This window comes from Enterobacter sp. Res13-Sevr-PEC09-46 (genome assembly GCF_015672585.1).
Classification (GTDB): domain Bacteria; phylum Pseudomonadota; class Gammaproteobacteria; order Enterobacterales; family Enterobacteriaceae; genus Enterobacter; species Enterobacter hormaechei_C.
Window position 1 is genome coordinate 14,207 of the sequence record NZ_JADABR010000001.1, and the last position, 22,356, is coordinate 36,562.

The 22,356-nt window shown below is 53.8% G+C and carries 18 protein-coding genes; 2 read left to right on the forward strand and 16 right to left on the reverse strand.

Annotated features, from left to right (window positions below):
• Positions 1-10 precede the first annotated feature (10 nt).
• The 16 genes from dnaE to rpsB form a co-directional block, all read right to left on the reverse strand.
• Positions 11-3,493 carry a DNA polymerase III subunit alpha gene (dnaE, locus tag IMQ56_RS00090; protein ID WP_017694479.1) on the reverse strand — a complete coding sequence of 1,161 codons (3,483 nt, stop codon included), beginning with the start codon at positions 3,491-3,493 and terminating at the stop codon, positions 11-13.
• 38 nt (positions 3,494-3,531) lie between these two features.
• Positions 3,532-4,128, reverse strand: coding sequence for a ribonuclease HII (rnhB, locus tag IMQ56_RS00095; RefSeq protein WP_196063535.1), 597 nt, complete (start codon positions 4,126-4,128; stop codon positions 3,532-3,534).
• Positions 4,125-5,273: a lipid-A-disaccharide synthase gene (gene lpxB, locus IMQ56_RS00100; protein WP_003856161.1), complete on the reverse strand. Its 1,149-nt coding sequence runs from the start codon at positions 5,271-5,273 to the stop codon at positions 4,125-4,127. The genes rnhB and lpxB overlap by 4 nt, the downstream gene beginning before the upstream one ends.
• On the reverse strand, positions 5,273-6,061 hold the full coding sequence (gene lpxA, locus IMQ56_RS00105) for an acyl-ACP--UDP-N-acetylglucosamine O-acyltransferase (protein ID WP_003856164.1): 789 nt from the start codon (positions 6,059-6,061) through the stop codon (positions 5,273-5,275). The genes lpxB and lpxA overlap by 1 nt, the downstream gene beginning before the upstream one ends.
• Before the next feature lie 3 nt (positions 6,062-6,064).
• Positions 6,065-6,520, reverse strand: coding sequence for a 3-hydroxyacyl-ACP dehydratase FabZ (gene fabZ, locus IMQ56_RS00110; protein WP_003856165.1), 456 nt, complete (start codon positions 6,518-6,520; stop codon positions 6,065-6,067).
• Positions 6,521-6,624: 104 nt separating this feature from the next.
• Positions 6,625-7,650: a UDP-3-O-(3-hydroxymyristoyl)glucosamine N-acyltransferase gene (lpxD, locus tag IMQ56_RS00115; RefSeq protein ID WP_045344483.1), complete on the reverse strand. Its 1,026-nt coding sequence runs from the start codon at positions 7,648-7,650 to the stop codon at positions 6,625-6,627.
• Between the two features lie 3 nt (positions 7,651-7,653).
• Positions 7,654-8,148, reverse strand: a complete 495-nt coding sequence (gene skp / locus IMQ56_RS00120) for a molecular chaperone Skp (RefSeq protein WP_006810039.1) — start codon at positions 8,146-8,148, stop codon at positions 7,654-7,656.
• A 123-nt stretch (positions 8,149-8,271) separates the two neighbouring features.
• Positions 8,272-10,689 (reverse strand): outer membrane protein assembly factor BamA, encoded by a 2,418-nt coding sequence (gene bamA / locus IMQ56_RS00125; protein WP_003856172.1) that lies wholly within the window; start codon positions 10,687-10,689, stop codon positions 8,272-8,274.
• A gap of 31 nt (positions 10,690-10,720) precedes the next feature.
• The gene (gene rseP, locus IMQ56_RS00130) at positions 10,721-12,073 is read right to left on the reverse strand and encodes a sigma E protease regulator RseP (RefSeq protein ID WP_003856174.1); all 1,353 of its coding nucleotides are present in this window, start codon (positions 12,071-12,073) and stop codon (positions 10,721-10,723) included.
• 11 nt (positions 12,074-12,084) lie between these two features.
• Positions 12,085-12,942, reverse strand: coding sequence for a phosphatidate cytidylyltransferase (cdsA, locus tag IMQ56_RS00135; RefSeq protein ID WP_003856175.1), 858 nt, complete (start codon positions 12,940-12,942; stop codon positions 12,085-12,087).
• A 12-nt stretch (positions 12,943-12,954) separates the two neighbouring features.
• A complete protein-coding gene (ispU, locus tag IMQ56_RS00140) occupies positions 12,955-13,713 on the reverse strand; it encodes a (2E,6E)-farnesyl-diphosphate-specific ditrans,polycis-undecaprenyl-diphosphate synthase (RefSeq protein WP_003856176.1) in 759 nt (252 codons plus the stop codon).
• A 185-nt stretch (positions 13,714-13,898) separates the two neighbouring features.
• The gene (gene ispC / locus IMQ56_RS00145; protein ID WP_023315432.1) at positions 13,899-15,098 is read right to left on the reverse strand and encodes a 1-deoxy-D-xylulose-5-phosphate reductoisomerase; all 1,200 of its coding nucleotides are present in this window, start codon (positions 15,096-15,098) and stop codon (positions 13,899-13,901) included.
• Positions 15,099-15,190: 92 nt separating this feature from the next.
• Positions 15,191-15,748 (reverse strand): ribosome recycling factor, encoded by a 558-nt coding sequence (gene frr / locus IMQ56_RS00150; RefSeq protein WP_017383739.1) that lies wholly within the window; start codon positions 15,746-15,748, stop codon positions 15,191-15,193.
• A 167-nt stretch (positions 15,749-15,915) separates the two neighbouring features.
• Positions 15,916-16,641, reverse strand: a complete 726-nt coding sequence (gene pyrH / locus IMQ56_RS00155) for a UMP kinase (RefSeq protein WP_002889306.1) — start codon at positions 16,639-16,641, stop codon at positions 15,916-15,918.
• 149 nt (positions 16,642-16,790) lie between these two features.
• Positions 16,791-17,642 carry a translation elongation factor Ts gene (tsf, locus tag IMQ56_RS00160; RefSeq protein ID WP_023303106.1) on the reverse strand — a complete coding sequence of 284 codons (852 nt, stop codon included), beginning with the start codon at positions 17,640-17,642 and terminating at the stop codon, positions 16,791-16,793.
• 117 nt (positions 17,643-17,759) lie between these two features.
• Positions 17,760-18,485 (reverse strand): 30S ribosomal protein S2, encoded by a 726-nt coding sequence (rpsB, locus tag IMQ56_RS00165; protein ID WP_003856207.1) that lies wholly within the window; start codon positions 18,483-18,485, stop codon positions 17,760-17,762.
• A gap of 321 nt (positions 18,486-18,806) precedes the next feature.
• Here rpsB and map point away from each other — a divergent pair, with 321 nt between their 5' ends.
• Complete coding sequence (gene map / locus IMQ56_RS00170; protein ID WP_032652626.1) at positions 18,807-19,601, forward strand: type I methionyl aminopeptidase; 795 nt, start codon at positions 18,807-18,809, stop codon at positions 19,599-19,601.
• A 62-nt stretch (positions 19,602-19,663) separates the two neighbouring features.
• The gene (glnD, locus tag IMQ56_RS00175) at positions 19,664-22,339 is read left to right on the forward strand and encodes a bifunctional uridylyltransferase/uridylyl-removing protein GlnD (RefSeq protein ID WP_003856210.1); all 2,676 of its coding nucleotides are present in this window, start codon (positions 19,664-19,666) and stop codon (positions 22,337-22,339) included.
• Positions 22,340-22,356: the final 17 nt, after the last annotated feature.

Below are 22,356 nucleotides of genomic sequence, written 5' to 3' on the forward strand. Positions count from 1 at the left end.
TATTCCTGTATTAGTCAAACTCCAGTTCCACCTGCTCCGAACCAATGAGGCCACGGAGATCGTTCAGTAAACGATCGCTCGGAGAGACACGCCACGTTGCACCAAAGCGCAACCGCGCACGTGCATCCGCCCTCTGATAGTAGAGATGTACTGGAATGGTCCCCGAGCGGTGGGGTTCCAGAGACTGACGGAGTCGGTTTAAAAGCTGGTCATCAATTTGCCTGTCCGTCAGCGAGATAGCAAGCCCGCGAGCATATTTTTCCCGGGCTTCGTCAATGTCCATCACTTCGCGGGCGGTCATTTTAAGCCCCCCGCTGAAGTCATCAAAGCTGACCTGTCCGCTGACGATAAGTATGCGGTCTTTTTCCAGCAATTGCTGGTATTTATCCAGCGCGTCGGTGAACAACATCACCTCCAGACGCCCGGAACGGTCATCCAGGGTACAGATGCCGATACGATTGCCGCGCTTGGTGACCATTACCCTTGCAGCAATCACGAGCCCCGCAGCCGTGGTGATTTTACCACGTTCTGTCGGATGCATGTCTTTAAGCCTGTGGCCGCCGACATAGCGCTCAATTTCTTTCAGATACTGGTTGATCGGGTGCCCCGTCAGGTACAGGCCTAACGTCTCACGCTCCCCATCCAGCACCACCTGTTCTGGCCAGGGCTGGCAGTTGGAATAAGACTGCTCAATCTGCTCTGGCTCTTCCGCCAGCACGCCGAACATATCTGCCTGGCCAATGGCTTCCGCTTTCGCGTGCTGATCGGCTGCTTTCAGCGCATCGCCGAGCGAGTTCATCAGCGCGGCGCGGTGTGGCCCCAGCCGATCAAACGCGCCGGACATGATCAGTTTTTCCAGCACGCGGCGGTTCAGTTTTTTGGTATCGGTGCGGGCGCACAGATCGAACAGCTCGCGGAAATAGCCGCCGTTGTTACGCGCTTCGATGATCGCCTCGATCGGCCCCTCACCTACGCCCTTGATCGCGCCGATCCCATAGACGATTTCCCCGTCATCGTTAACGTGGAAATGGTACAGGCCAGAGTTAATGTCCGGCGGCAGGATCTTCAGCCCCATGCGCCAGCACTCGTCCACCAGGCCAACCACCTTCTCGGTGTTGTCCATATCGGCGGTCATTACCGCCGCCATAAACTCAGCGGGATAGTGAGCCTTCAGCCACAGCGTTTGATACGAAACCAAAGCATAGGCGGCGGAGTGGGATTTGTTAAATCCGTACCCGGCGAATTTCTCCACCAGGTCGAAGATTTTCATCGCCAGTTCGCCATCGACGCCGTTTTTCTTCGCCCCATCCTCAAAGATGGAACGCTGCTTGGCCATCTCTTCCGGCTTTTTCTTACCCATCGCACGACGCAGCATGTCTGCGCCGCCAAGGGTATAACCAGAAAGCACCTGGGCGATCTGCATGACTTGTTCCTGATACAGGATGATGCCATAGGTTGGCTCCAGTACCGGTTTCAGGCTTTCATGCTGCCACTGCACGTCCGGGTAGGAAATCTCTTCGCGCCCATGTTTACGGTCGATAAAGTTATCTACCATCCCCGACTGCAACGGCCCCGGACGGAACAGGGCCACCAGCGCGATCATATCTTCGAAGCAGTCTGGTTGCAGACGCTTAATCAAATCTTTCATGCCGCGGGATTCAAGCTGGAAGACGGCTGTCGTCTCCGAGCGTTGCAGCATGTCGAAACTTTTCTTGTCATCAAGCGGGATAGCCGCGATATCCAGCGGCGGCTCGCCGTTCTTCTCGCGACGGGCGTTGATCATCTCCAGCGCCCAGTTGATGATGGTCAGCGTACGCAGGCCGAGGAAGTCGAACTTCACCAGCCCGGCGTATTCTACGTCGTTCTTGTCGAACTGGGTGACCGGATGCTGGCCCGCTTCATCGCAGTACAGCGGCGCAAAGTCGGTGATTTTGGTCGGGGCGATAACCACACCCCCCGCATGCTTACCGGCGTTACGCGTGACGCCTTCCAGCTTGCGCGCCATGTCGATCAGCGCTTTGACCTCTTCGTCGGCTTCGTAGATTTCCGGCAGCTGAGGTTCAGCTTCAAAGGCTTTCGCCAGAGTCATGCCCGGATCGGGCGGCACCAGCTTAGAGATACGATCGACAAAACCGTACGGGTGGCCCAGAACGCGGCCCACATCGCGGATAACCGCTTTCGCGGCCATCGTACCGAAGGTGATGATCTGCGAAACCGCATCACGACCGTACATATCGGCCACGTGTTCAATCACCTGGTCGCGTTTTTCCATGCAGAAGTCGACGTCAAAGTCGGGCATGGAGACACGTTCCGGGTTGAGGAAACGTTCGAACAGCAGGTCAAATTCCAGCGGATCGAGATCGGTAATTTTCAGGGCATACGCCACCAGCGAGCCAGCACCAGAACCACGGCCCGGACCTACCGGCACGCCGTTATCCTTCGACCACTGGATGAACTCCATCACGATTAGGAAGTAGCCTGGGAACCCCATCTGGTTGATCACCTGGAGTTCAATATCCAGGCGCTCGTCATATTCAGGACGTTTCTCTTTACGGACCGCTTCATCCGGGAAGAGGAATTCCAGACGCTCTTCCAGACCCTCTTTCGATTTCATGACCAGGAAATCTTCGGTGGTCATGTCTCCCGTCGGGAACTGCGGCAGGAAGTATTCGCCGAGACGCACGGTGACGTTACAGCGCTTGGCAATCTCTACGCTGTTTTCCAGCGCTTCCGGGATGTCCGAGAAGAGCTCACACATCTCCTCTTCGCTGCGCATGTACTGCTGCGATGAGTAGTTGCGCGGACGTTTCGGATCGTCGAGGGTGAAGCCGTCGTGGATGGCGACGCGAATTTCATGCGCGTCAAAATCACCCGCCTCAAGGAAGCGCACATCGTTGGTGGCCACCACAGGCAGGCCACGCGCTTCCGCGAGGGCGACGGCCGCATGCAGGTAGCTCTCTTCATCCGCACGCCCGGTACGGATCAGCTCCAGGTAATAACGATCCGGGAAATACTCTTCGTAGAACGAGACGCACTGATCCACCAGCGCGTTGTTACCGCGCAGCAGACATTTGCCGACATCCCCCATACGGCCACCGGAGATCAGCAGCAGACCTTCGTTCAGCTCCGCCAGCCAGTCGCGGTCAATCCATGGACCCAGTGCGCCGTAACCGCGTTGGTAGGCTTTTGAGATAAGCAGAGTGAGGTTCTGATAACCCGTGTTATTCATGGCTAACACGGAAATTTGCGTCATCTCATCGCCGAGCAGGTCGCTCTGCACATGAAAATCCGCGCCGACGATGGGCTTTAATCCTGCGCCATGCGCCGTTCCGTAGAACTTCACCAGGCCACACAGGTTGGTAAAATCGGTGATCGCCAGCGCAGGCATGCCAAGCGAGGCCGCCTTTTTTACCAGCGGCCCGGTCTTTGCCAGCCCATCGATCATGGAGTAGTCGCTATGCACCCGCAGGTGTACGAAACGTGGTTCAGCCATCTTCAGATCCCGCGTTACTTAATTGCTTGCGTCTTGATTCAGGACACCAGTCCCAGCGCGCGTTTCACCGGGCCAAAGCTGCGCCGATGATGTTCAGTTGCGCCATGTTCAGCCAGCTTTTCCAGATGGAAAGCCGTTGGATATCCCTTGTGCTGGGCGAAACCATACGCGGGATAAGCGAGGTCCAGCGCGGCCATTTCGGCATCGCGCGTCACTTTGGCAATGATTGACGCCGCACTGATTTCTGCGACGCGGCTATCGCCTTTAACAACAGCCATGGAAGGCATCGGCAGCGCCGGGCAACGGTTACCGTCGATCAGCACATACTCAGGCACAATCTTCAGGCCAGCGACGGCACGCTGCATCGCCAGCATGGTGGCGTGCAGAATGTTCAGATCGTCGATCTCATCCGGCTCTGCGCGCCCGAGACTCCAGGCCAGCGCCTTTTCTTTAATTTCATCGAACAGCGCCAGGCGACGCTTTTCACTCAGTTTTTTCGAGTCGTTCAGGCCAACGATCGGGCGGGCTGGATCGAGGATCACCGCCGCGGTCACAACGGCACCCACTAACGGGCCACGACCGACTTCATCCACACCTGCAACGAGGTGGGTATGGGGATAAATAAATTCCATCATTGTGCTAACTCCAGCACCGCATCGGCCGCCTGCTCATCAGCATTACAGCGGATCAGTTGATGCAGTTCACGGAAGGTATCATGCATCTGGTGGCTGGTTTTACCGTTGGCCAGCAGCGGCAGTAATGCATCAGCCAGTGCCTGCGGCTGGCATTCATCCTGCAAGAGCTCTTTCACCAGTTCGCGACCCGCAAGCAGGTTTGGCAGGGATACGTAATCTGTTTTTACCAGACGTTTTGCCAGCCAGAAGGTAAACGGCTTCATGCGATAACCGACCACCATTGGGCATTTTGCCAGCATACACTCCAGAGCAGCCGTGCCGGAAGCCAGCAGTGCGGCATCACTCGCAAACATGGCTTGCCGCCCTTTTCCGTCCAGCAGGCGGACGTGAAGATCCGGGGCGACGTCGGCTTTGATACGCTCAAACTGCTCGCGGCGTTTGGCATTCACCAGCGGCACGACCACTTCAAGATCGGGATAAGTCTTGCGAAGAATTTGCGCCGTTTTCAGGAAATCGGCACTGAGCATTTCAACTTCCGCACCCCGGCTCCCTGGCAGCAGCGCCAGACAGTGCACATCATGCGGGATGCCCAGTTCGTCACGCGCCGCGTTTTTATCCGGATCCAGCGGCATGGCATCCGCCATGGTATGACCGATAAAACGGCACGGGACATTAAATCTGTCGTAAAACGCTTTTTCGAAAGGCAGAAAAGCCAGCACCAGATTAGTGGATCGTCCGATTTTGAAAACGCGTTTCTGTCGCCACGCCCACACGGACGGACTGACGTAATGGATAGTTTTGATCCCCTGCTTTTTCAGGTTCCCTTCAAGGGTAATATTGAAATCAGGCGCATCAATGCCGACAAATACATCGGGCTTAAGGTCGGTAAAGCGGCGGGTAAGGTCGGCGCGAATATGCAGCAGGCGACGCAAGCGCCCCAGCACCTCGACGATGCCCATCACAGCCAGCTCTTCCATTTCATACCAGGCTTCACAGCCTTCGGCCTGCATCAGCGGCCCAGCCACGCCCACAAAGCGGGCATTGGGTACACGGGCTTTAAGCGCGCGGATAAGACCTGCACCAAGAATATCGCCGGAGGTTTCTCCGGCGACCAGGGCGATGGTAAGCGGACGACTGTCGACCATTAACGAATCAGACCACGGGTTGAACGTTCAAAGAATTCCATGAACGTTTTCACTTCAGGGTGCTTATTCGCCAGCTCGGCAATTTCCGGCTTAGCCTCTTCCAGCGTTTTACCGCTACGGTACAGCAGTTTGTACGCGTTGCGGATGGCAGTAATCGCTTCGCGACTAAAACCACGACGCTTGAGACCTTCGATGTTCACGCCAAACGGCGTGGCATGGTTGCCCTGCGCAATCACAAACGGTGGGACGTCCTGCGCCACACCGGAGCATCCGCCGACCATCACGTGTGCACCAATGATGCAGAACTGATGGACTGCGGTCATGCCGCCAATAATGGCGAAATCATCAACCGATACGTGTCCCGCCAGCGTTGCGTTGTTGGCGAGAATACAGCGGCTACCCACGGTACAGTCGTGCGCAATATGCGCATTAACCATAAACAGGTTGTCGCTGCCCACCTTCGTCAATCCACCGCCTTGCGTTGTACCACGATGAATGGTGACGCTTTCGCGAATGCGGTTACGATCGCCGATTTCCACGCGGGTCGGTTCGCCAGCATACTTGAGATCCTGGTTAACTTCGCCGATGGAGGCGAACTGATAGATCTCATTGTTGCAGCCAATGGTGGTATGACCATTCACGACAACGTGAGATTTCAGTACTGTACCCTCACCAATTTCGACATGGGGTCCAACAATACAAAACGGGCCAATGTGGACGTTGGCACCAATGATGGCACCCGTTTCCACAATGGCGGTAGGATGAATAAAGGCGGATTTATCAATCACGTATCAGGCCTCCCGGCTACGCGCACACATCATTGTCGCTTCGCAAACAACTTTGCCGTCAACCATAGCTACGCCTTTGAAGCGAGTCAGGCCGCGACGCGTTTTTTCAAAAGTGACTTCCATGATCATTTGATCACCAGGCACGACCGGACGCTTGAAGCGCGCTTCATCGATACCCGCGAAGTAATAGAGTTCACCCGGTTCCAGTTTACCTACGCTTTTAAACGCCAGAATACCGGTAGCCTGTGCCATCGCTTCCAGGATCAATACACCCGGGAAGATAGGCTTACCAGGGAAGTGCCCCTGGAAGAACGGCTCGTTAACGGAGACATTTTTCACTGCGCGCAGAAAACGACCTTCTTCAAAATCCAGCACACGGTCTACCAGTAAAAACGGATAGCGGTGCGGCAGAAGTTCTAAAATCTCTTCAATATGCAGAGTATGAGTGTCAGTAGTCAAAATACTCTTCCTGTCAAATGTACTAAGTAGCAATAATAACACGGCCTGCCGGTTTATAAACAAAGCCGACAGGCCGGGAAATTTAGCGTTAAACGGATGAACGCTTAGTCTTGTTGATCGATTTTGCGCTCAATCGCTTTGAGTCGCTTGCTCATATCATCAATATTCATCACCAGTGCAGCTGTTTTACGCCAGACCTTGTTCGGTTGCAGCGGAATACCTGAGGAATAAACGCCAGGCTCAGTGATTGGACGCATCACCATACCCATCCCCGTCACCGTGACTTTGTCGCATATTTCCATATGGCCATTGATCACGCTGGCACCGCCAATCATGCAGTAACGGCCAATTTTCAGGCTGCCTGCCATGATAACACCACCCGCAACTGCGGTATTGTCGCCAATCACAACGTTATGTGCAATCTGGCACTGGTTGTCTATGATAACACCGTTACCAATAATGGTGTCGTCAAGCGCACCGCGGTCGATAGTTGTACAAGCGCCGATCTCCACACGATCGCCGATAATCACGCGACCCAGCTGAGGGATCTTAACCCAGTTACCCCGATCGTTGGCGTAACCAAATCCGTCAGAACCAATCACCGTGCTGGACTGAACGAGACAATTCTCGCCAATCTCAACCTCATGGTAGACAGAGACATTGGCCCACAGACGAGTCCCTGCGCCAATTTTCGTATTTTTTCCAACAAAGCAGCCAGGGCCAATCACCACGTTATCAGCCAAAACAACGCCGGATTCGATAACGGCGTTTGCGCCGACTGATACGTTGTTACCCAGCTGAGCCGTCGGATCAATCGCAGCACTGGCTGCAATGTTCTGTGCCGGCTGCGGCGTGGTATCAAGAATTTGGGCCATGCGCGCATAGGTCAGGTAGGGATTTTTCACTACCAGTGCAGCGCTAGTGGCAAACGGAAGATCGTCCTGCGTCAGCACAACGGCAGACGCCTGGCACTGGGCCAGGTGTTCACGGTACTTAGGGCTTACCATGAAGGTAATAGTGCCTGCTTTAGCAGATTGCATGGACGCAACAGCGGTGATGACGATATCGCCATCACCGTGTAATTCTGCATCCAACTGCTGAGCTAAATCAGCCAGTCGAATTGAAGGCATTACTTATTTAACCTGTTTCAGAACATCAGCGGTGATGTCTTTAACATCGCTGCTGTTGAATGCAACGGCGTTCGCATCAACAACCAGATCGATGCTCTGATCGGCTGCTACTGCTTTAACGGCAGACTGAATACGCGTCACCAGTTTGCCACGCTCTTCGTTAGAACGACGCTGACGATCCTGCTCGAAAGCCTGTGCTTTCTGAGAGAAGGTCTGGCGCTGAGACATGACGTCTTTTTCCAGTTTGCTGCGCTCGCTCGCTTTCATGGTAGAACCATCACGCTGAAGACGCTGCATCTTGGACTGAAGATCACCTTCCATACGTTGCAGTTCGCTCGCACGGCCTTTGAATTCGTTTTCCAGCGTTGCAGAAACACCGGTTTTCTGTGCAACCTGCTGGAACAAATTACCCATGTTGACGATTGCAATTTTATCCGCTGCCTGAGCAGAAGTTGCCATCGCTAAACCGAGACCTGCAGCTAATAACCACTTTTTCACAATTAACTCCTTACCATCCCATTGGCACCCGAGGGGTACCGTTCTTTGCGTGGCAAGGCGACCGTGTTACCGATCGCCGGTTGTCAGCGCTACACTGCCAACGCATTCCATTGCAGCGGATTATTACCAGGTTTTACCAATGTTAAACTGGAACTGCTCCGCTTTGTCTCCATCGTATTTCTTAAACGGCTGGGCGTAAGAGAAGACCAACGGCCCCAGCGGTGACATCCATTGTAATGCGATACCTGCGGACATGCGAATGTTGCTCGGATCGCTGTAGTCCGGAACCCCCGCCGCACGCATCTGTGCGGTGTTCTCCCAGTTGGTGTCCCACACCGTACCTGCATCCATAAAGAAGGAGGTACGCACGGAGTTCGCATACTTATCACTGATAAACGGCGTAGGCGTGATGAACTCGAGGCTCGCCACGGCCATAGCGTTACCACCTACTGCGTCATCAGAGCTACATACTTGCTTAGGATCACGGCTTGCGCAGTTATCTTCGTCATTACCGCCGTAATAAACCGCTTTCGGACCAATGTTATTGGACTGGAAGCCACGCACGGTGCTTGAACCACCGGCGTAGAAGTTTTCATAGAACGGCAGTTCTTTGCTTCCAATACCGTCACCATAACCCCAACGGGTACGACCCAGAACAACCCACTTGTGATCTTCATCAATTGGGAAGTAGGACGCTGTATCCAGCGTGACCTTGTAGAACTCGTTATCCGAGCCCGGGATAGTCACTTTACCGTTCAGGTTGACGCGTGAACCTTCCGTCGGGAAGTAGCCACGGTCAAGACGGTTGTAGGTCCAACCGTAGTTGAAGGTGAAGTCATCCGCGGCGAAACCGTTGTCATCGCTGGACGTACTCGCCGACTGACCGATGGAGTCCAGGTAACGCCACATCGCCACCTGCGGTTGCATGTTGGACAGGTCGTTATGCACGTACCCTAAACCTGCGCGCAAGGTGTTGTATTCGTTAACCGGGAAGCCAAGCGTACCATCCAGACCGTAACTCTTGTTGGTATACGAGGAGAGGTCCGCATCGTCCGCTTTAAAGTCGTTATAGAAGATACGACCGCCCAGGCTTACACCGTCAACGGTGAAGTATGGGTTGGTAACGGAGAACTCAGAGTAGGTCTGGTAGTCGTTTTTCGTCCCGTTGATACCGACAGAGTAGCCCGTACCCAGCCAGTTATCCTGCTGAACACCGACCTGGAAGCTCACGCCACTTTCAGTACCGTAACCAATACCGAAGTTGAAGCTACCGGTATTACGTTCTTTAACTTTATAAACAACATCAACCTGATCCGGACGACCTGGTACACGCTGAGTATCGGTATCGACCGTTTCGAAGTAGCCCAGACGGTTCAGACGCTCTTTACCCTGATCTACCAGATCGCTTCCCAGCCATGCCCCTTCCATCTGGCGCATTTCACGGCGCAGAACGGAGTCTTTAGAGGTATCGTTACCTTCGAAGCGGATCTTACGCACGTAGAAGCGGTTGCCCGCATCAACGTTAACGTGCAGCTTAACGGTTTTATCCGTGTCGTTAATTTCCGGCTGCGTTTGCACACGCGGATACGCATAACCATAACGGCCGAGCAGCTTCTTAATGCTGTCTTCCATTTTGGTGACTTTAGATCCGCTGTACAGATCGCCCGGCTGAATTTTGGTCAGAGATTCAATTTCAGCTGAATGTCCTGCCAGGTTGCCGCTGACTTCAACACCCGAAAGCGTGTACTTATCGCCTTCTGTGATGTTAACGGTAATGTAGATACCTTTCTTGTCCGGAGTCAGACTCACCTGAGTTGAATCGATGTTGAAACGGGCGTAACCGCGATCCAGATAGTAGCTGCGCAGGGTTTCAAGGTCACCCGCCAGTTTCTGTTTCTGGTATTTACGATCGCCTACCACGTTCCACCACGGCACTTCGTCACGCAGCTGGAAGTTGGAGATCAGTTCGTCGGTGCTGAACGCGTGGTTACCCACGATGTTGATCTGCTGGATCTTCGCAGAAACACCTTCCTGGAAGACCAGTTTCAGGTCAACACGGTTACGTGGCAGCGGTGTAACAACCGCTTTAACGCTCGCGCTGTATTTACCGACGCTGTAGTAGAAATCTTCCAGACCTTTTTCAATGTCTGCAAGGGTTGTGCGGTCCAGAGATTCCCCCACACGAACACCCGATGCCTCAAGGTTCTGCTTGAGCATGTCATCTTTCACCGATTTGTTACCGGAGAAAGTGATGCTGGCAATCGTTGGACGTTCTTTTACCTGAACCACCAGCGTATCACCATCGCGCAGGACGCGGACGTCCTCAAAGTTGCCAGTGGCAAACAGAGCACGGATGGTGTTACTGATATCTTCATCATTAACCGTATCGCCGGGGCGCACAGGCATACTGAGGAGGGCCGCACCAACGGCGACACGCTGAAGGCCTTCGAAATGAATATCTTTCACTACGAACCCGTCAGCACCGTATACGGTCGCGCTGCTAAACAGCAGCGACGCTATGAGCAACTTTTTCATCGCCATCGTTATTATGCGTTCTTCCTAACTAACTCTCTTACAACCGAGAGAAATCATTGAAAAGTGCAAGTCCCATTAACAGCACCAGCAAAATCGAGCCAATGCGATAACTAAAGTCTTGAACTCGCTCGGATACCGGTCCGCCTTTTAGCTTTTCAATCGCTAAAAACAGCAGATGGCCCCCATCTAATACGGGAAGCGGGAACAGGTTGATTATCCCCAGGTTCACGCTAATCAGCGCAAGGAACATGAGATAGTAAATCACCCCGAACTCCGCTGACATCCCAGCCCCCTGAGCAATCGAAATTGGCCCACTGAGGTTGTTCAGTTTCACATCACCGGTTATCAATTTCCCCAACATGTTGACCGTAAGCTTCATCAGCTGCCATGTTTTATCCGTGGCCTCAACGATGGCGCTAAACGGCCCATACTGGCGTATTGTCTTGTACTCATCTGGCAGTGGGATCACTTTCGGCACAACGCCTGCAAACCCTTCCGCCTTACCGCCGCCCGATTTGGTATCCGGGGTGAGAGTCAGTGAGAGCGAACTCCCCTGCCTTTCCACTTCCAGCGCGAGCGGCTTGCCTGGATTATCGCGCACCAGAGTAACAAAGGTCATCCATTGTGTTAATGGCTGACCATCGACTTTAACGATCCTGTCACCCGCTTGTAAACCTGCTTTACTCGCTGCCGATTTGGCCTGTACTTCGGCTAATACCGGCTCGATCTGCGCGCCGCGCGGTCGAATCCCGAGTGCAGCGACAGGGTCCTCTTTGTCTGGCTCAAAGCGCCAGTGGCGTAAATCCAGCACTTTTTCCTGCCGCTGGTCGGAACCAAATGGCGATACGCTGACGGTTGTCTGCTCATCACCAATTTTGGCAACCAGTTGTAACCTCACGGCATCCCAATCAGGGGTTTCGATACCATCAATCGCTTTAAGTTCCATTCCCGGTGTAATTTGCGCCGTTGCCGCAATAGAACCCGTGGTGATTTCGCCCACAACCGGGCGCACGCCAGGCACGCCGATGATAAACACCAGCCAGTAGGCGAAGATAGCGAAGATGAAATTGGCTACCGGGCCGGCAGCGATGATGGCAGCACGTTGTCCAACAGTTTTATTGTTAAACGCGCGATGGCGAAGTTCCGGGGCGACAGGCTCAACGCGTTCGTCGAGCATTTTGACATAGCCGCCCAGGGGAATCAGAGCAATGACAAACTCGGTGCCATGCTTATCGGTGCGCTTCCAGAGCGATTTGCCAAAGCCAATCGAGAATCGCTCCACCCGCACACCACAGCGCCGGGCAACCCAGAAATGGCCAAATTCATGCACGGTAATCAGTACACCCAGTGCAACAATGAACGCCGCCAGATTCCAGAGAATGCTCAGCATAAAACCTTCCGTTATATCGTCCCAAACACCAGTAAAAGCAGGCAAGCAAATACGGGAACAGCCGCGGTAAGGCTGTCAATGCGATCCAGTATTCCGCCATGTCCTGGAATCAGGTGACCACTGTCCTTAATCCCTGCTTCACGCTTAAACATACTCTCGGTTAAATCACCCAGCACCGATGCCAGCGCCGCGAAAATCGAACATACCAGCAGCGTCGAGGGGGCAACCTCAAGATTCGCCCAGACGCCATAGCCCCAGGAGATAATCGCTGCCGTAAACAGGCCGCCGATGAAGCCTTGCCAGGTTTTACCCGGAGAAACCTTTGGCGCCAGTTTATGTTTACCGAACAGTTTACCAAACATATAGGCCCCGGAGTCAGCCCCCCAGACGAGAATCATCACATAAAGCAGCCATATCGCGCCGCTGTAGTGGTTTTCGTCATAGTGCCAGGCGCGCAACGCAACCATACCCCAGAAAAACGGAACAATCGTGAGCAGACCAAAAATAAGGCGCAACACTTTAGAGTTACGCCAGATCGCCGCAGAGCCCGGATAGAAAAGCACTAAAACAAGCGCAGCAATCCACCAGGCCAGCGATATCCATAAGGATCCGGCAACCAGCGGCTGGTGAACATCATGATGATATTCAGGCAAGGTATACAGCATCAGGGCCAGTAAAAAACCACAGAGTACCGCCAGCCATACCCGCTGAGTGCGCGAGGTAAAGCCGCTAAGCTGCCCCCATTCCCACGCGGCGAGCATACACACCACCAGCGTAACAATAGCGAATCCCACCGGAGGCAGTAAAAACAGCGCTGCGATGACGACGGGTATTAATACAAAAGCGGAAATCAGGCGATACTTCAGCAAAAGCTACCCCCATCAGGCGTTATCGCCACCAGGCTCGGTGCCGCCGAAACGACGCTCTCGATTGGCAAAGGCATGCAGCGCACCTTCAAAGTCTTGTTCATCAAAATCTGGCCAAAGAACATCCGTAAAGTAAAGTTCGGCGTAGGCAATTTGCCACAGCAAAAAGTTACTTATGCGATGTTCCCCCCCTGTCCTTATAACCAAATCCACGGGTGCCAGTTCATTCATGCAGATTTGCTGACTCAGCGCCTCTTCATCAATCTGGTCGGGTCTTAACAGCCCTTCCTGAACCTGCTCAGCCAAATGCCGAACCCCCTGGATAATATCCCAGCGTCCGCCGTAATTCGCCGCGATATTGAGCGTCAGGCCGGTATTATTTTCCGTCAGCGCTTCTGCTTTGCGAATCCGTTCCTGCAAACGTGAGTTAAAACGACTGGTTTCGCCAATAATACGCAAGCGGACGTTGTGGCGGTGCAGGCTTTTTACTTCACTATCGAGCGCCCACACGAACAGTTCCATCAACGCAGTCACTTCCTGCGCAGGTCGATTCCAGTTCTCACTGCTAAAAGCATAGAGCGTTAACGCATCAATGCCGTTATTGGCGGCAAAAGAGACGGCGCGGCGAACAGATTTCGCCCCAGCTTTATGCCCAAAGGCTCGTATCTTCCCTTGTCTTTTCGCCCAGCGGCCATTGCCATCCATGATGATTGCAACATGGCGACAGCCATGTGCTGGCAAGTTTTCGCTTATTGGTTGATTCGCAGACAACATAACGCGTTTTTAGTCCCTGAAAGGATTTAACGGTACACAGGAATACTGAAGCCTATACATAAAAAAGCCGTGTCAAACCACGGCTTACCTGACCACTTAAAGCCAAATACCTGCGATCAGGTGGCGCAGACTATATCACTGAAGCCCAACGCTAACAAATAGCACGACGACTAGTGCTTGCTTTATCACCAGCTTGCGAGACGTGTCACCTGTTTACGCGCAACAATGCGTGCCTGTTCATCCACGGCCAGCACCTCTTCGACGCTCTGCGGCTCACGCAAATCCATCATCTCCAGCACGGATAAATTCAACGCGGCGATGTCAGTAAAGCGGATCTGCTGATTCAGGAATGCTTCAACGGTCACTTCATTGGCTGCATTAAGCGCCGTTGTCGCCGCCTGCCCCTGATCGAAGGCCGTCATCGCCAGTTTCAGACAGGGATAACGGTCATAATCAGGCTCGCTAAACGTCAGTGAACTCAGCTTACAAAAATCGAGAGGCTTAACGCCCGATTTTACGCGGTTTGGCCACGCCATCGTATGAGCAATAGGCGTACGCATATCCGGTTCGCCCAGCTGGGCCAGCACGCTGCCGTCCTGATAGCGCACCATCGAGTGAATCACCGACTGCGGGTGGATCAGCACTTCCATCTGTTTCGCCGACGCATTGAACAGCCAGCGAGCTTCAATGTATTCCAGACCTTTGTTCATCATGGTGGCCGAATCGACGGAGATCTTACGCCCCATTGACCAGTTCGGATGACGACACGCCTGATCCGGCGTCATTGCGCTCAATTCAGACAGTGGCGTTTCACGGAACGGGCCACCAGACCCGGTAAGCAGAATCGACACAACGCCATTCTGCTCCAGGTCAGCGTACCCCAGGTTTTGTTGAAAAGGTTGAGGCAAACTCTGAAAAATCGCGTTGTGTTCGCTATCGACCGGCAAAAGACGCGCCCCACGCTGTTTTACCGCCTCCATAAAGAGGCGTCCGCAGGTGACCAGCGACTCTTTGTTCGCAAGCAGGACATCTTTCCCCGCATCAATAGCGGCAAGCGTTGGCAGAAGACCCGCCGCCCCGACGATTGCCGCCATGACCTGATCAACTTCATCAAGCGCGGCCATATCGCAAGCCGCCTGTTGCCCGCTGAGTACCTCGGTACGGCAGCCCTTCTCCTGCAACAACGCTTTCACCTGGCGGGCGCTCTCTTCGTCATCCATCACCGCAAAACGGGGGGTAAACTCCAGGCACTGTTCGACCATTCGCTGCACGTTTTTTCCGGCCACAAGCGCGGCCACGGTGTAGCTGTCAGGATTATGACGTACAACGTCGAGAGTGCTGCAACCGATAGAGCCGGTCGAGCCGAGGAGAGTGAGATGCTTCATGAGATGCCCAAAAGTTAGACCAGATAAAAGCAAAACGCCGCCAGCAAGACTCAATGTCCTTCTGAACGGCGTTTATCAGTGTACAGCGAAAATCAGAACTGCATCAGTTCCGCTTCTTTTTCTGCCAGCGCCGCATCAATTTTCTTGATGGCCGCGTCGGTCATTTTCTGAATGTCGTCCTGAGAACGACGATCGTCGTCTTCGCTGATCTCTTTTTCTTTCAGCAGGGCTTTCACTTTATCGTTCGCATCGCGACGCACGTTACGTACGGAAACACGACCCTGCTCAGCTTCACCACGAACTACTTTGATCAGGTCTTTACGACGCTCTTCCGTCAGCGGAGGCAGTGGAACGCGAATATCCGCGCCGGCTGAGCTTGGGTTCAGACCCAGGTCGGATGCCATGATCGCTTTTTCAACGGCCGGGCTCATTGAGCGGTCGAACACGTTGATTTTCAGGGTACGGGTATCTTCTACCGTCACGCTCGCCAGCTGACGCAGAGGCGTTGGCGTACCGTAATATTCTACGATAATGCCATCCAGCAGGCTTGGGGAAGCACGGCCAGTACGGATTTTGCTGATTTGGTTTTTGAACGCTTCTACGCATTTTTCCATGCGTACTTCAGCATCTTTTCTGATGTCGTTAATCACGTTACGGATCCTTGAAAACTTGTCTCAGGCAGACTATCCGCCAGCACAGCGCTACAGGTGTGCTAAGTATAGTCGCGTTTAATTCATGACAACGCCAAAGGCGCGCCCGGGTAAGATACCACGTCGAAATAAAGCGGAATCTTACCTGTATTTATCGCCGACGGAAATTATTCCGTGATCAAAGTGCCTTCTTTTTCGCCCATAACAACGCGACGCAGCGCGCCAGGCTTGTTCATGTTGAAGACACGGATCGGTAGTTTGTGGTCACGAGCCAGCGTAAAGGCGGCAAGATCCATCACTTTCAGCTCTTTTTCCAGCACTTCGCTGTAGGTCAGCTGATCGTACATGGTCGCGGAAGGATCTTTTGCCGGGTCGGCAGTAAACACGCCATCTACTTTGGTCGCTTTCAGCACCACATCGGCTTCGATTTCGATACCGCGCAGGCAGGCTGCGGAATCGGTGGTAAAGAACGGGTTACCCGTACCGGCGGAGAGGATCACCACGCGGTTGTTGCGCAGCAGGCTGATGGCCTCTGCCCAGCTGTAGTTATCGCATACGCCATTCAAAGGAATAGCGGACATCAGGCGAGCGTTCACATAGGCGCGATGAAGCGCATCACGCATCGCCAGGCCATTCATCACGGTTGCCAGCATACCCATGTGGTCGCCCACTACGCGGTTCATCCCCGCTTTCGCCAGACCAGCACCACGGAAAAGGTTGCCACCTCCAATGACCACGCCAACCTGAATACCCAGTTCGACCAGTTCTTTGATTTCCTGTGCCATGCGATCAAGGATGCTTGCGTCAATACCGAAGCCTTCCGATCCTTGCAGCGCTTCGCCACTCAGCTTAAGCAGAATGCGTTTGTACACGGGTTTTGCATTGGTAGCCATGTTTCTTTCCTGAGACTGTCAACGATTAAGATGGGGTTAATTCTGGCGACATGATATGTCGCAAATCAGCACAGCGATACTGGAGCCTGTCTGATTTCGTGAGACGGGTGACAAAAAGAAGCCGCCCTCAGGCGGCTCCTTTTCAATCATTAAGACTGCTTGGACATTGCAGCAACTTCTGCTGCGAAGTCAGTCTCAACTTTCTCGATGCCTTCGCCCACTTCGAAGCGGATGAAGCCAGTTACATCAGCGTTGTGCTCTTTCAGCAGCTGAGCAACAGACTTGCTTGGATCCATTACGAAAGGCTGGCCAGTCAGAGAAACTTCGCCGGTGAATTTCTTCATGCGGCCTTCAACCATTTTCTCTGCGATTTCTTTTGGCTTACCAGACTGCATCGCGATGTCCAGCTGAACCTGGTACTCTTTCTCTACCACTTCAGCAGACACGTCTTCTGGCTTAACGAATTCTGGTTTGCTTGCAGCGATGTGCATTGCCAGCTGTTTAACCAGCTCTTCGTCAGCGCCTTTAGCCGCAACCAGAACACCGATACGCGCGCCGTGCTGGTAAGAGCCCAGAACATCGCCTTCCAGGGAAGAAACGCGACGGATGTTGATGTTCTCACCGATTTTAGCAACCAGCGCTACACGCTCTTCTTCGAACTGTGCTTTCAGAATTTCAACGTCAGTGATTTTGCCTGCAACCGCTGCGTCCAGAACTTTGTTAGCAAATGCCTGGAAACCAGCATCTTTAGCAACGAAGTCAGTCTGGCAGTTAACTTCCAGAATGATGCCGTAGTTGCCGTCGATTTTGGTGATGATCACGCCGTCAGCAGCAACATTGCCTGCTTTCTTAGCTGCTTTGATCGCACCGGATTTACGCATGTTTTCGATTGCCAGCTCGATGTCGCCGTTCGCTTCGGTCAGCGCTTTTTTGCAATCCATCATGCCTGCGCCAGTACGCTCACGCAGCTCTTTTACCAGGGATGCGGTAATTTCAGCCATTCTTAAATCCTCGGGAGATGTGAACTGCCCGGCCGGGAGCCAAACAGTATAAATTGAAAAAAGGGGCCGATAATGGGCCCCTATTCATACACGGTACTAATAAGGGGTAAAACCTTATTATTCAGCTTCTACGAAGCTTTCTTCCGCCTGAGAAGCCAGATCCTGGGAACGGCCTTCACGAACGGTAGCAGCTACAGCGCTCAGGTACAGGCTAACAGCACGGATTGCGTCGTCGTTACCCGGGATAACGAAGTCAACACCGTCCGGATCGGAGTTGGTATCAACGATAGCGAATACCGGGATACCCAGGTTGTTAGCTTCTTTGATTGCGATGTGCTCGTGGTCTGCATCGATTACGAACAGCGCGTCTGGCAGGCCGCCCATATCTTTGATACCGCCCAGGCTGTTTTCCAGCTTGTCCAGTTCACGAGTACGCATCAGCGCTTCTTTCTTAGTCAGCTTATCGAAAGTACCGTCCTGAGACTGGGTTTCCAGATCTTTCAGGCGCTTGATGGACTGACGAACAGTTTTCCAGTTGGTCAGCATGCCGCCCAACCAGCGATGGTTCACGAAGAACTGGTCGCAGCTGTTAGCAGCATCTTTCACAGCTTCGCTTGCAGCGCGCTTAGTACCAACGAACAGAATCTTACCTTTACGGGAAGAGATCTTGTTCAGCTCAGCCAGGGCTTCGTTGAACATTGGTACAGTCTTCTCAAGGTTGATGATGTGAACTTTGTTACGTGCGCCGAAGATGAAAGGCTTCATTTTCGGGTTCCAGTAACGGGTCTGGTGACCGAAGTGAACACCAGCCTTGAGCATGTCGCGCATGGAAACAGTTGCCATGTTTAAAACCTCTATATTGAAAGTTGGGGTTATGCCTCCACGTATCCCATATTACCGACCCCGAAGGGCACCCCGGAATATGTGCCGATACGTGTGTGTTGTTACACAAAGTGAGATTTGTCGCTCCCGTCCAGCCTGTGTATCTGAGATGGATCGGAAGTCCGGCGCGCTTTATATCACAAAACACGGCCAGAAACCAATAATTGTTGGCGGAGTGTGCTGTTAATGATTCTCAATTTGGCACGGGGTGCGCCTGACTGATACCATTGACAACACTTACACTAGTATTGTCGAAAAAATCGACACCGATGGACAGATTACATGGCTATCTCTATTAAGACACCTGAAGAAATTGAAAAGATGCGCGTCGCCGGTCGTCTGGCCGCGGACGTGCTGGAAATGATCGAGCCGTTTGTGAAACCGGGCGTCAGCACTGGCGAACTGGATCGCATCTGTAACGACTATATCGTCAACGAGCAGCACGCGGTCTCCGCCTGCCTTGGCTATCACGGTTTCCCGAAATCCGTCTGCATCTCTATTAATGAAGTGGTTTGCCACGGTATTCCGGACAACGAAAAACTGCTGAAAGATGGCGACATCGTCAACATCGACGTGACCGTGATTAAAGACGAGTACCACGGCGACACTTCTAAGATGTTCATCGTTGGCAAGCCAACGATTCTGGGCGAGCGTCTGTGCAAAGTGACGCAAGAGAGCCTCTACCTGGCGCTGAAAATGGTGAAGCCGGGCATCCGCCTGCGCACCATCGGCGCCGCAATCCAGAAATTTGTGGAAGCGGAAGGTTTCTCCGTGGTGCGCGAATATTGCGGTCACGGTATTGGTCGTGTGTTCCATGAAGAACCGCAGGTTCTGCACTACGATGCAGACGACGGCGGCGTAGTGCTGCAAAAGGGCATGACCTTCACTATCGAACCAATGGTCAACGCGGGTGATTACCGCATCCGTACCATGAAAGATGGCTGGACGGTAAAAACCAAAGACAGAAGCTTGTCTGCCCAGTACGAGCATACTATTGTGGTTACAGACAACGGCTGCGAAATTATGACGTTGCGCAAGGATGACACCATCCCGGCGATACTGACGAACATTGAGTGATAAGAAGCCGGCGAATGCCGGCTTTTTTAATGGCGATAGCTTTTTCTTATGGGTGGCGCACGATGAGTAATCTCTTACCCGAACAGTATGCTAACACAGCACTTCCCACCCTCCCCGACCAGCCTGATAACCCGGGCGTCTGGCCACCGCATGAGCTGACCTGCGCGCATATCAAAGCCCACATGGAGGTTTTCCATCGCTGGCTGGGTAGCGCATTTGACGCAGGCGTTTCGGCCGAGCAGCTCATTGAAGCGCGCACCGAATTTATCGACCAGCTCCTGCAACGTCTGTGGATCGACTACGGTTTCGGACAGGTGAGCGACGTCGCGCTGGTTGCGGTCGGCGGCTATGGCCGGGGTGAACTGCATCCACTCTCTGATATCGACCTGCTGATCTTAAGCCGTAAAAAACTGCCGGACGATCGGGCGCAGAAAATCGGTGAACTGTTGACCCTGCTCTGGGACGTAAAGCTGGAAGTGGGCCACAGCGTACGCACGCTGGAAGAGTGTCTGCTGGAAGGGTTATCTGACCTGACCGTCGCCACCAACCTGATTGAAACCCGCCTGCTGATTGGCGACGTTGCGCTGTTCCTCGAACTGCAAAAGCACATCTTTAGCGACGGCTTCTGGCCTTCGGAAAAATTCTTCGCCGCGAAAGTCGAAGAACAAAACCAGCGCCACCAGCGTTATCACGGTACCAGCTATAATCTCGAACCGGATATTAAAAGCAGCCCCGGTGGCCTGCGCGATATCCACACGCTGCAATGGGTCGCCCGTCGACATTTTGGAGCAACATCACTGGACGAAATGGTCGGGTTTGGTTTTCTGACCGAAGCCGAACGTAACGAACTCAATGAGTGTCTGCATCTGCTGTGGCGCATCCGTTTTGCCCTGCACCTGGAAGTCACCCGCTACGATAACCGCCTGCTGTTTGACCGACAGCTCAGCGTGGCGCAGCGCCTGAATTACCAGGGCGAGGGCAACGAGCCGGTCGAGCAAATGATGAAGGATTTCTTCCGCGTCACCCGCCGCGTCTCTGAGCTAAACCAGATGCTGTTACAGCTGTTCGATGAGGCGATCCTCGCGCTGACGGCAGACGAAAAACCGCGTCCGATTGATGACGAATTTCAGCTGCGCGGCACGCTTATCGATCTGCGCGACGAAACGCTGTTCATCCGCGAACCGGAAGCGATCCTGCGAATGTTCTACACCATGGTGCGCAACAGCACGATCACCGGGATCTACTCCACCACCCTGCGTCATCTGCGCCATGCACGACGCCATCTGAAGCAGCCGCTGTGTTACATCCCGGAGGCGCGCTCGCTGTTCCTGAGCATGCTTCGTCATCCGGGCGCCGTCAGCCGCGGTCTGCTGCCGATGCACCGTCACAGCGTATTGTGGGCCTATATGCCCCAGTGGTCGCATATTGTCGGGCAGATGCAGTTCGACCTGTTTCACGCCTATACGGTAGATGAGCACACAATCCGCGTCATGCTGAAGCTGGAAAGCTTCGCTAAAGAAGAGACGCGATCCCGCCATCCGCTGTGCGTTGATCTGTGGCCACGTCTGGCGCACCCGGAGCTGATCCTGATCGCCGCCCTGTTCCATGATATCGCCAAAGGTCGCGGCGGCGACCACTCCGTACTCGGTGCGCAGGACGTGCTGAAATTTGCCGAGCTGCACGGCCTGAACTCGCGTGAAACGCAGCTTATCGCCTGGCTGGTTCGCCATCATCTGCTGATGTCAGTTACTGCTCAGCGTCGTGATATTCAGGATCCGGAAGTGATCAAGCAGTTCGCCGAGGAAGTGCAAACGGAGAACCGCCTGCGCTACCTGGTCTGCCTGACGGTAGCCGATATCTGCGCCACCAACGAAACCCTGTGGAACAGCTGGAAGCAGAGCCTGCTGCGCGAACTCTACTTCGCCACCGAAAAACAGCTGCGTCGCGGGATGCAGAACACCCCCGACATGCGCGAGCGTGTGCGCCACCATCAGTTGCAGGCGCTGGCCCTGCTGCGCATGGATAACATCAACGAAGAGGCGCTGCATCAGATTTGGGCGCGCTGTCGCGCCAACTACTTTGTGCGCCACAGCCCAAACCAGCTTGCCTGGCACGCCCGGCATCTGCTGAAGCACGACCTGACAAAACCGATGATTCTGCTCAGCCCGCAGGCCACGCGCGGCGGGACAGAGATCTTTATCTGGAGTCCGGACCGGCCTTATTTGTTTGCAGCGGTCTGTGCCGAGCTGGACAGGCGTAACCTGAGCGTGCACGACGCGCAGATTTTTACCACCCGCGACGGCATGGCGATGGACACCTTTATTGTGCTGGAGCCGGACGGCAGCCCGCTGTCGTCGGACAGGCATGAGGGGATACGCTTTGGCCTCGAGCAGGCGATTACCCAGCGCAGCTGGCAACCTCCGCAGCCGCGTCGTCAGGCGGCAAAACTGCGCCACTTTACCGTCGATACCGAGGTCAATTTCCTGCCGACCCATACCGACCGTAAATCGTTCCTTGAGCTGATTGCGCTCGACCAGCCAGGGCTGCTCGCCCGCGTCGGTCAGGTTTTTGCCGATCTGGGAATTTCGCTTCACGGCGCCCGAATTACAACCATTGGCGAACGAGTAGAAGATTTATTTATAATCGCGACGGCCGACCGGCGTGCCCTTAATAATGACCTGCAACTTGAAGTGCAACAACGGTTGACAGCAGCCCTCAATCCAAACGATAAAGGGTGACGTGTTTTTTAGTGAAA

Bases quoted from the DNA above. Each gene is read 5' to 3' on its own strand.
- pyrH (WP_002889306.1), bottom strand. From the start codon at position 16,641: ATGGCTACCAATGCAAAACCCGTGTACAAACGCATTCTGCTTAAGCTG.
- lpxB (WP_003856161.1), bottom strand. From the start codon at position 5,273: ATGGTCGACAGTCGTCCGCTTACCATCGCCCTGGTCGCCGGAGAAACC.
- dnaE (WP_017694479.1), bottom strand. From the start codon at position 3,493: ATGGCTGAACCACGTTTCGTACACCTGCGGGTGCATAGCGACTACTCC.
- bamA (WP_003856172.1), bottom strand. From the start codon at position 10,689: ATGGCGATGAAAAAGTTGCTCATAGCGTCGCTGCTGTTTAGCAGCGCG.
- glnD (WP_003856210.1), top strand. From the start codon at position 19,664: ATGAGTAATCTCTTACCCGAACAGTATGCTAACACAGCACTTCCCACC.
- ispU (WP_003856176.1), bottom strand. From the start codon at position 13,713: ATGTTGTCTGCGAATCAACCAATAAGCGAAAACTTGCCAGCACATGGC.
- rnhB (WP_196063535.1), bottom strand. From the start codon at position 4,128: ATGATGGAATTTATTTATCCCCATACCCACCTCGTTGCAGGTGTGGAT.
- rseP (WP_003856174.1), bottom strand. From the start codon at position 12,073: ATGCTGAGCATTCTCTGGAATCTGGCGGCGTTCATTGTTGCACTGGGT.
- rpsB (WP_003856207.1), bottom strand. From the start codon at position 18,485: ATGGCAACTGTTTCCATGCGCGACATGCTCAAGGCTGGTGTTCACTTC.
- tsf (WP_023303106.1), bottom strand. From the start codon at position 17,642: ATGGCTGAAATTACCGCATCCCTGGTAAAAGAGCTGCGTGAGCGTACT.
- lpxD (WP_045344483.1), bottom strand. From the start codon at position 7,650: ATGCCTTCAATTCGACTGGCTGATTTAGCTCAGCAGTTGGATGCAGAA.
- map (WP_032652626.1), top strand. From the start codon at position 18,807: ATGGCTATCTCTATTAAGACACCTGAAGAAATTGAAAAGATGCGCGTC.
- ispC (WP_023315432.1), bottom strand. From the start codon at position 15,098: ATGAAGCATCTCACTCTCCTCGGCTCGACCGGCTCTATCGGTTGCAGC.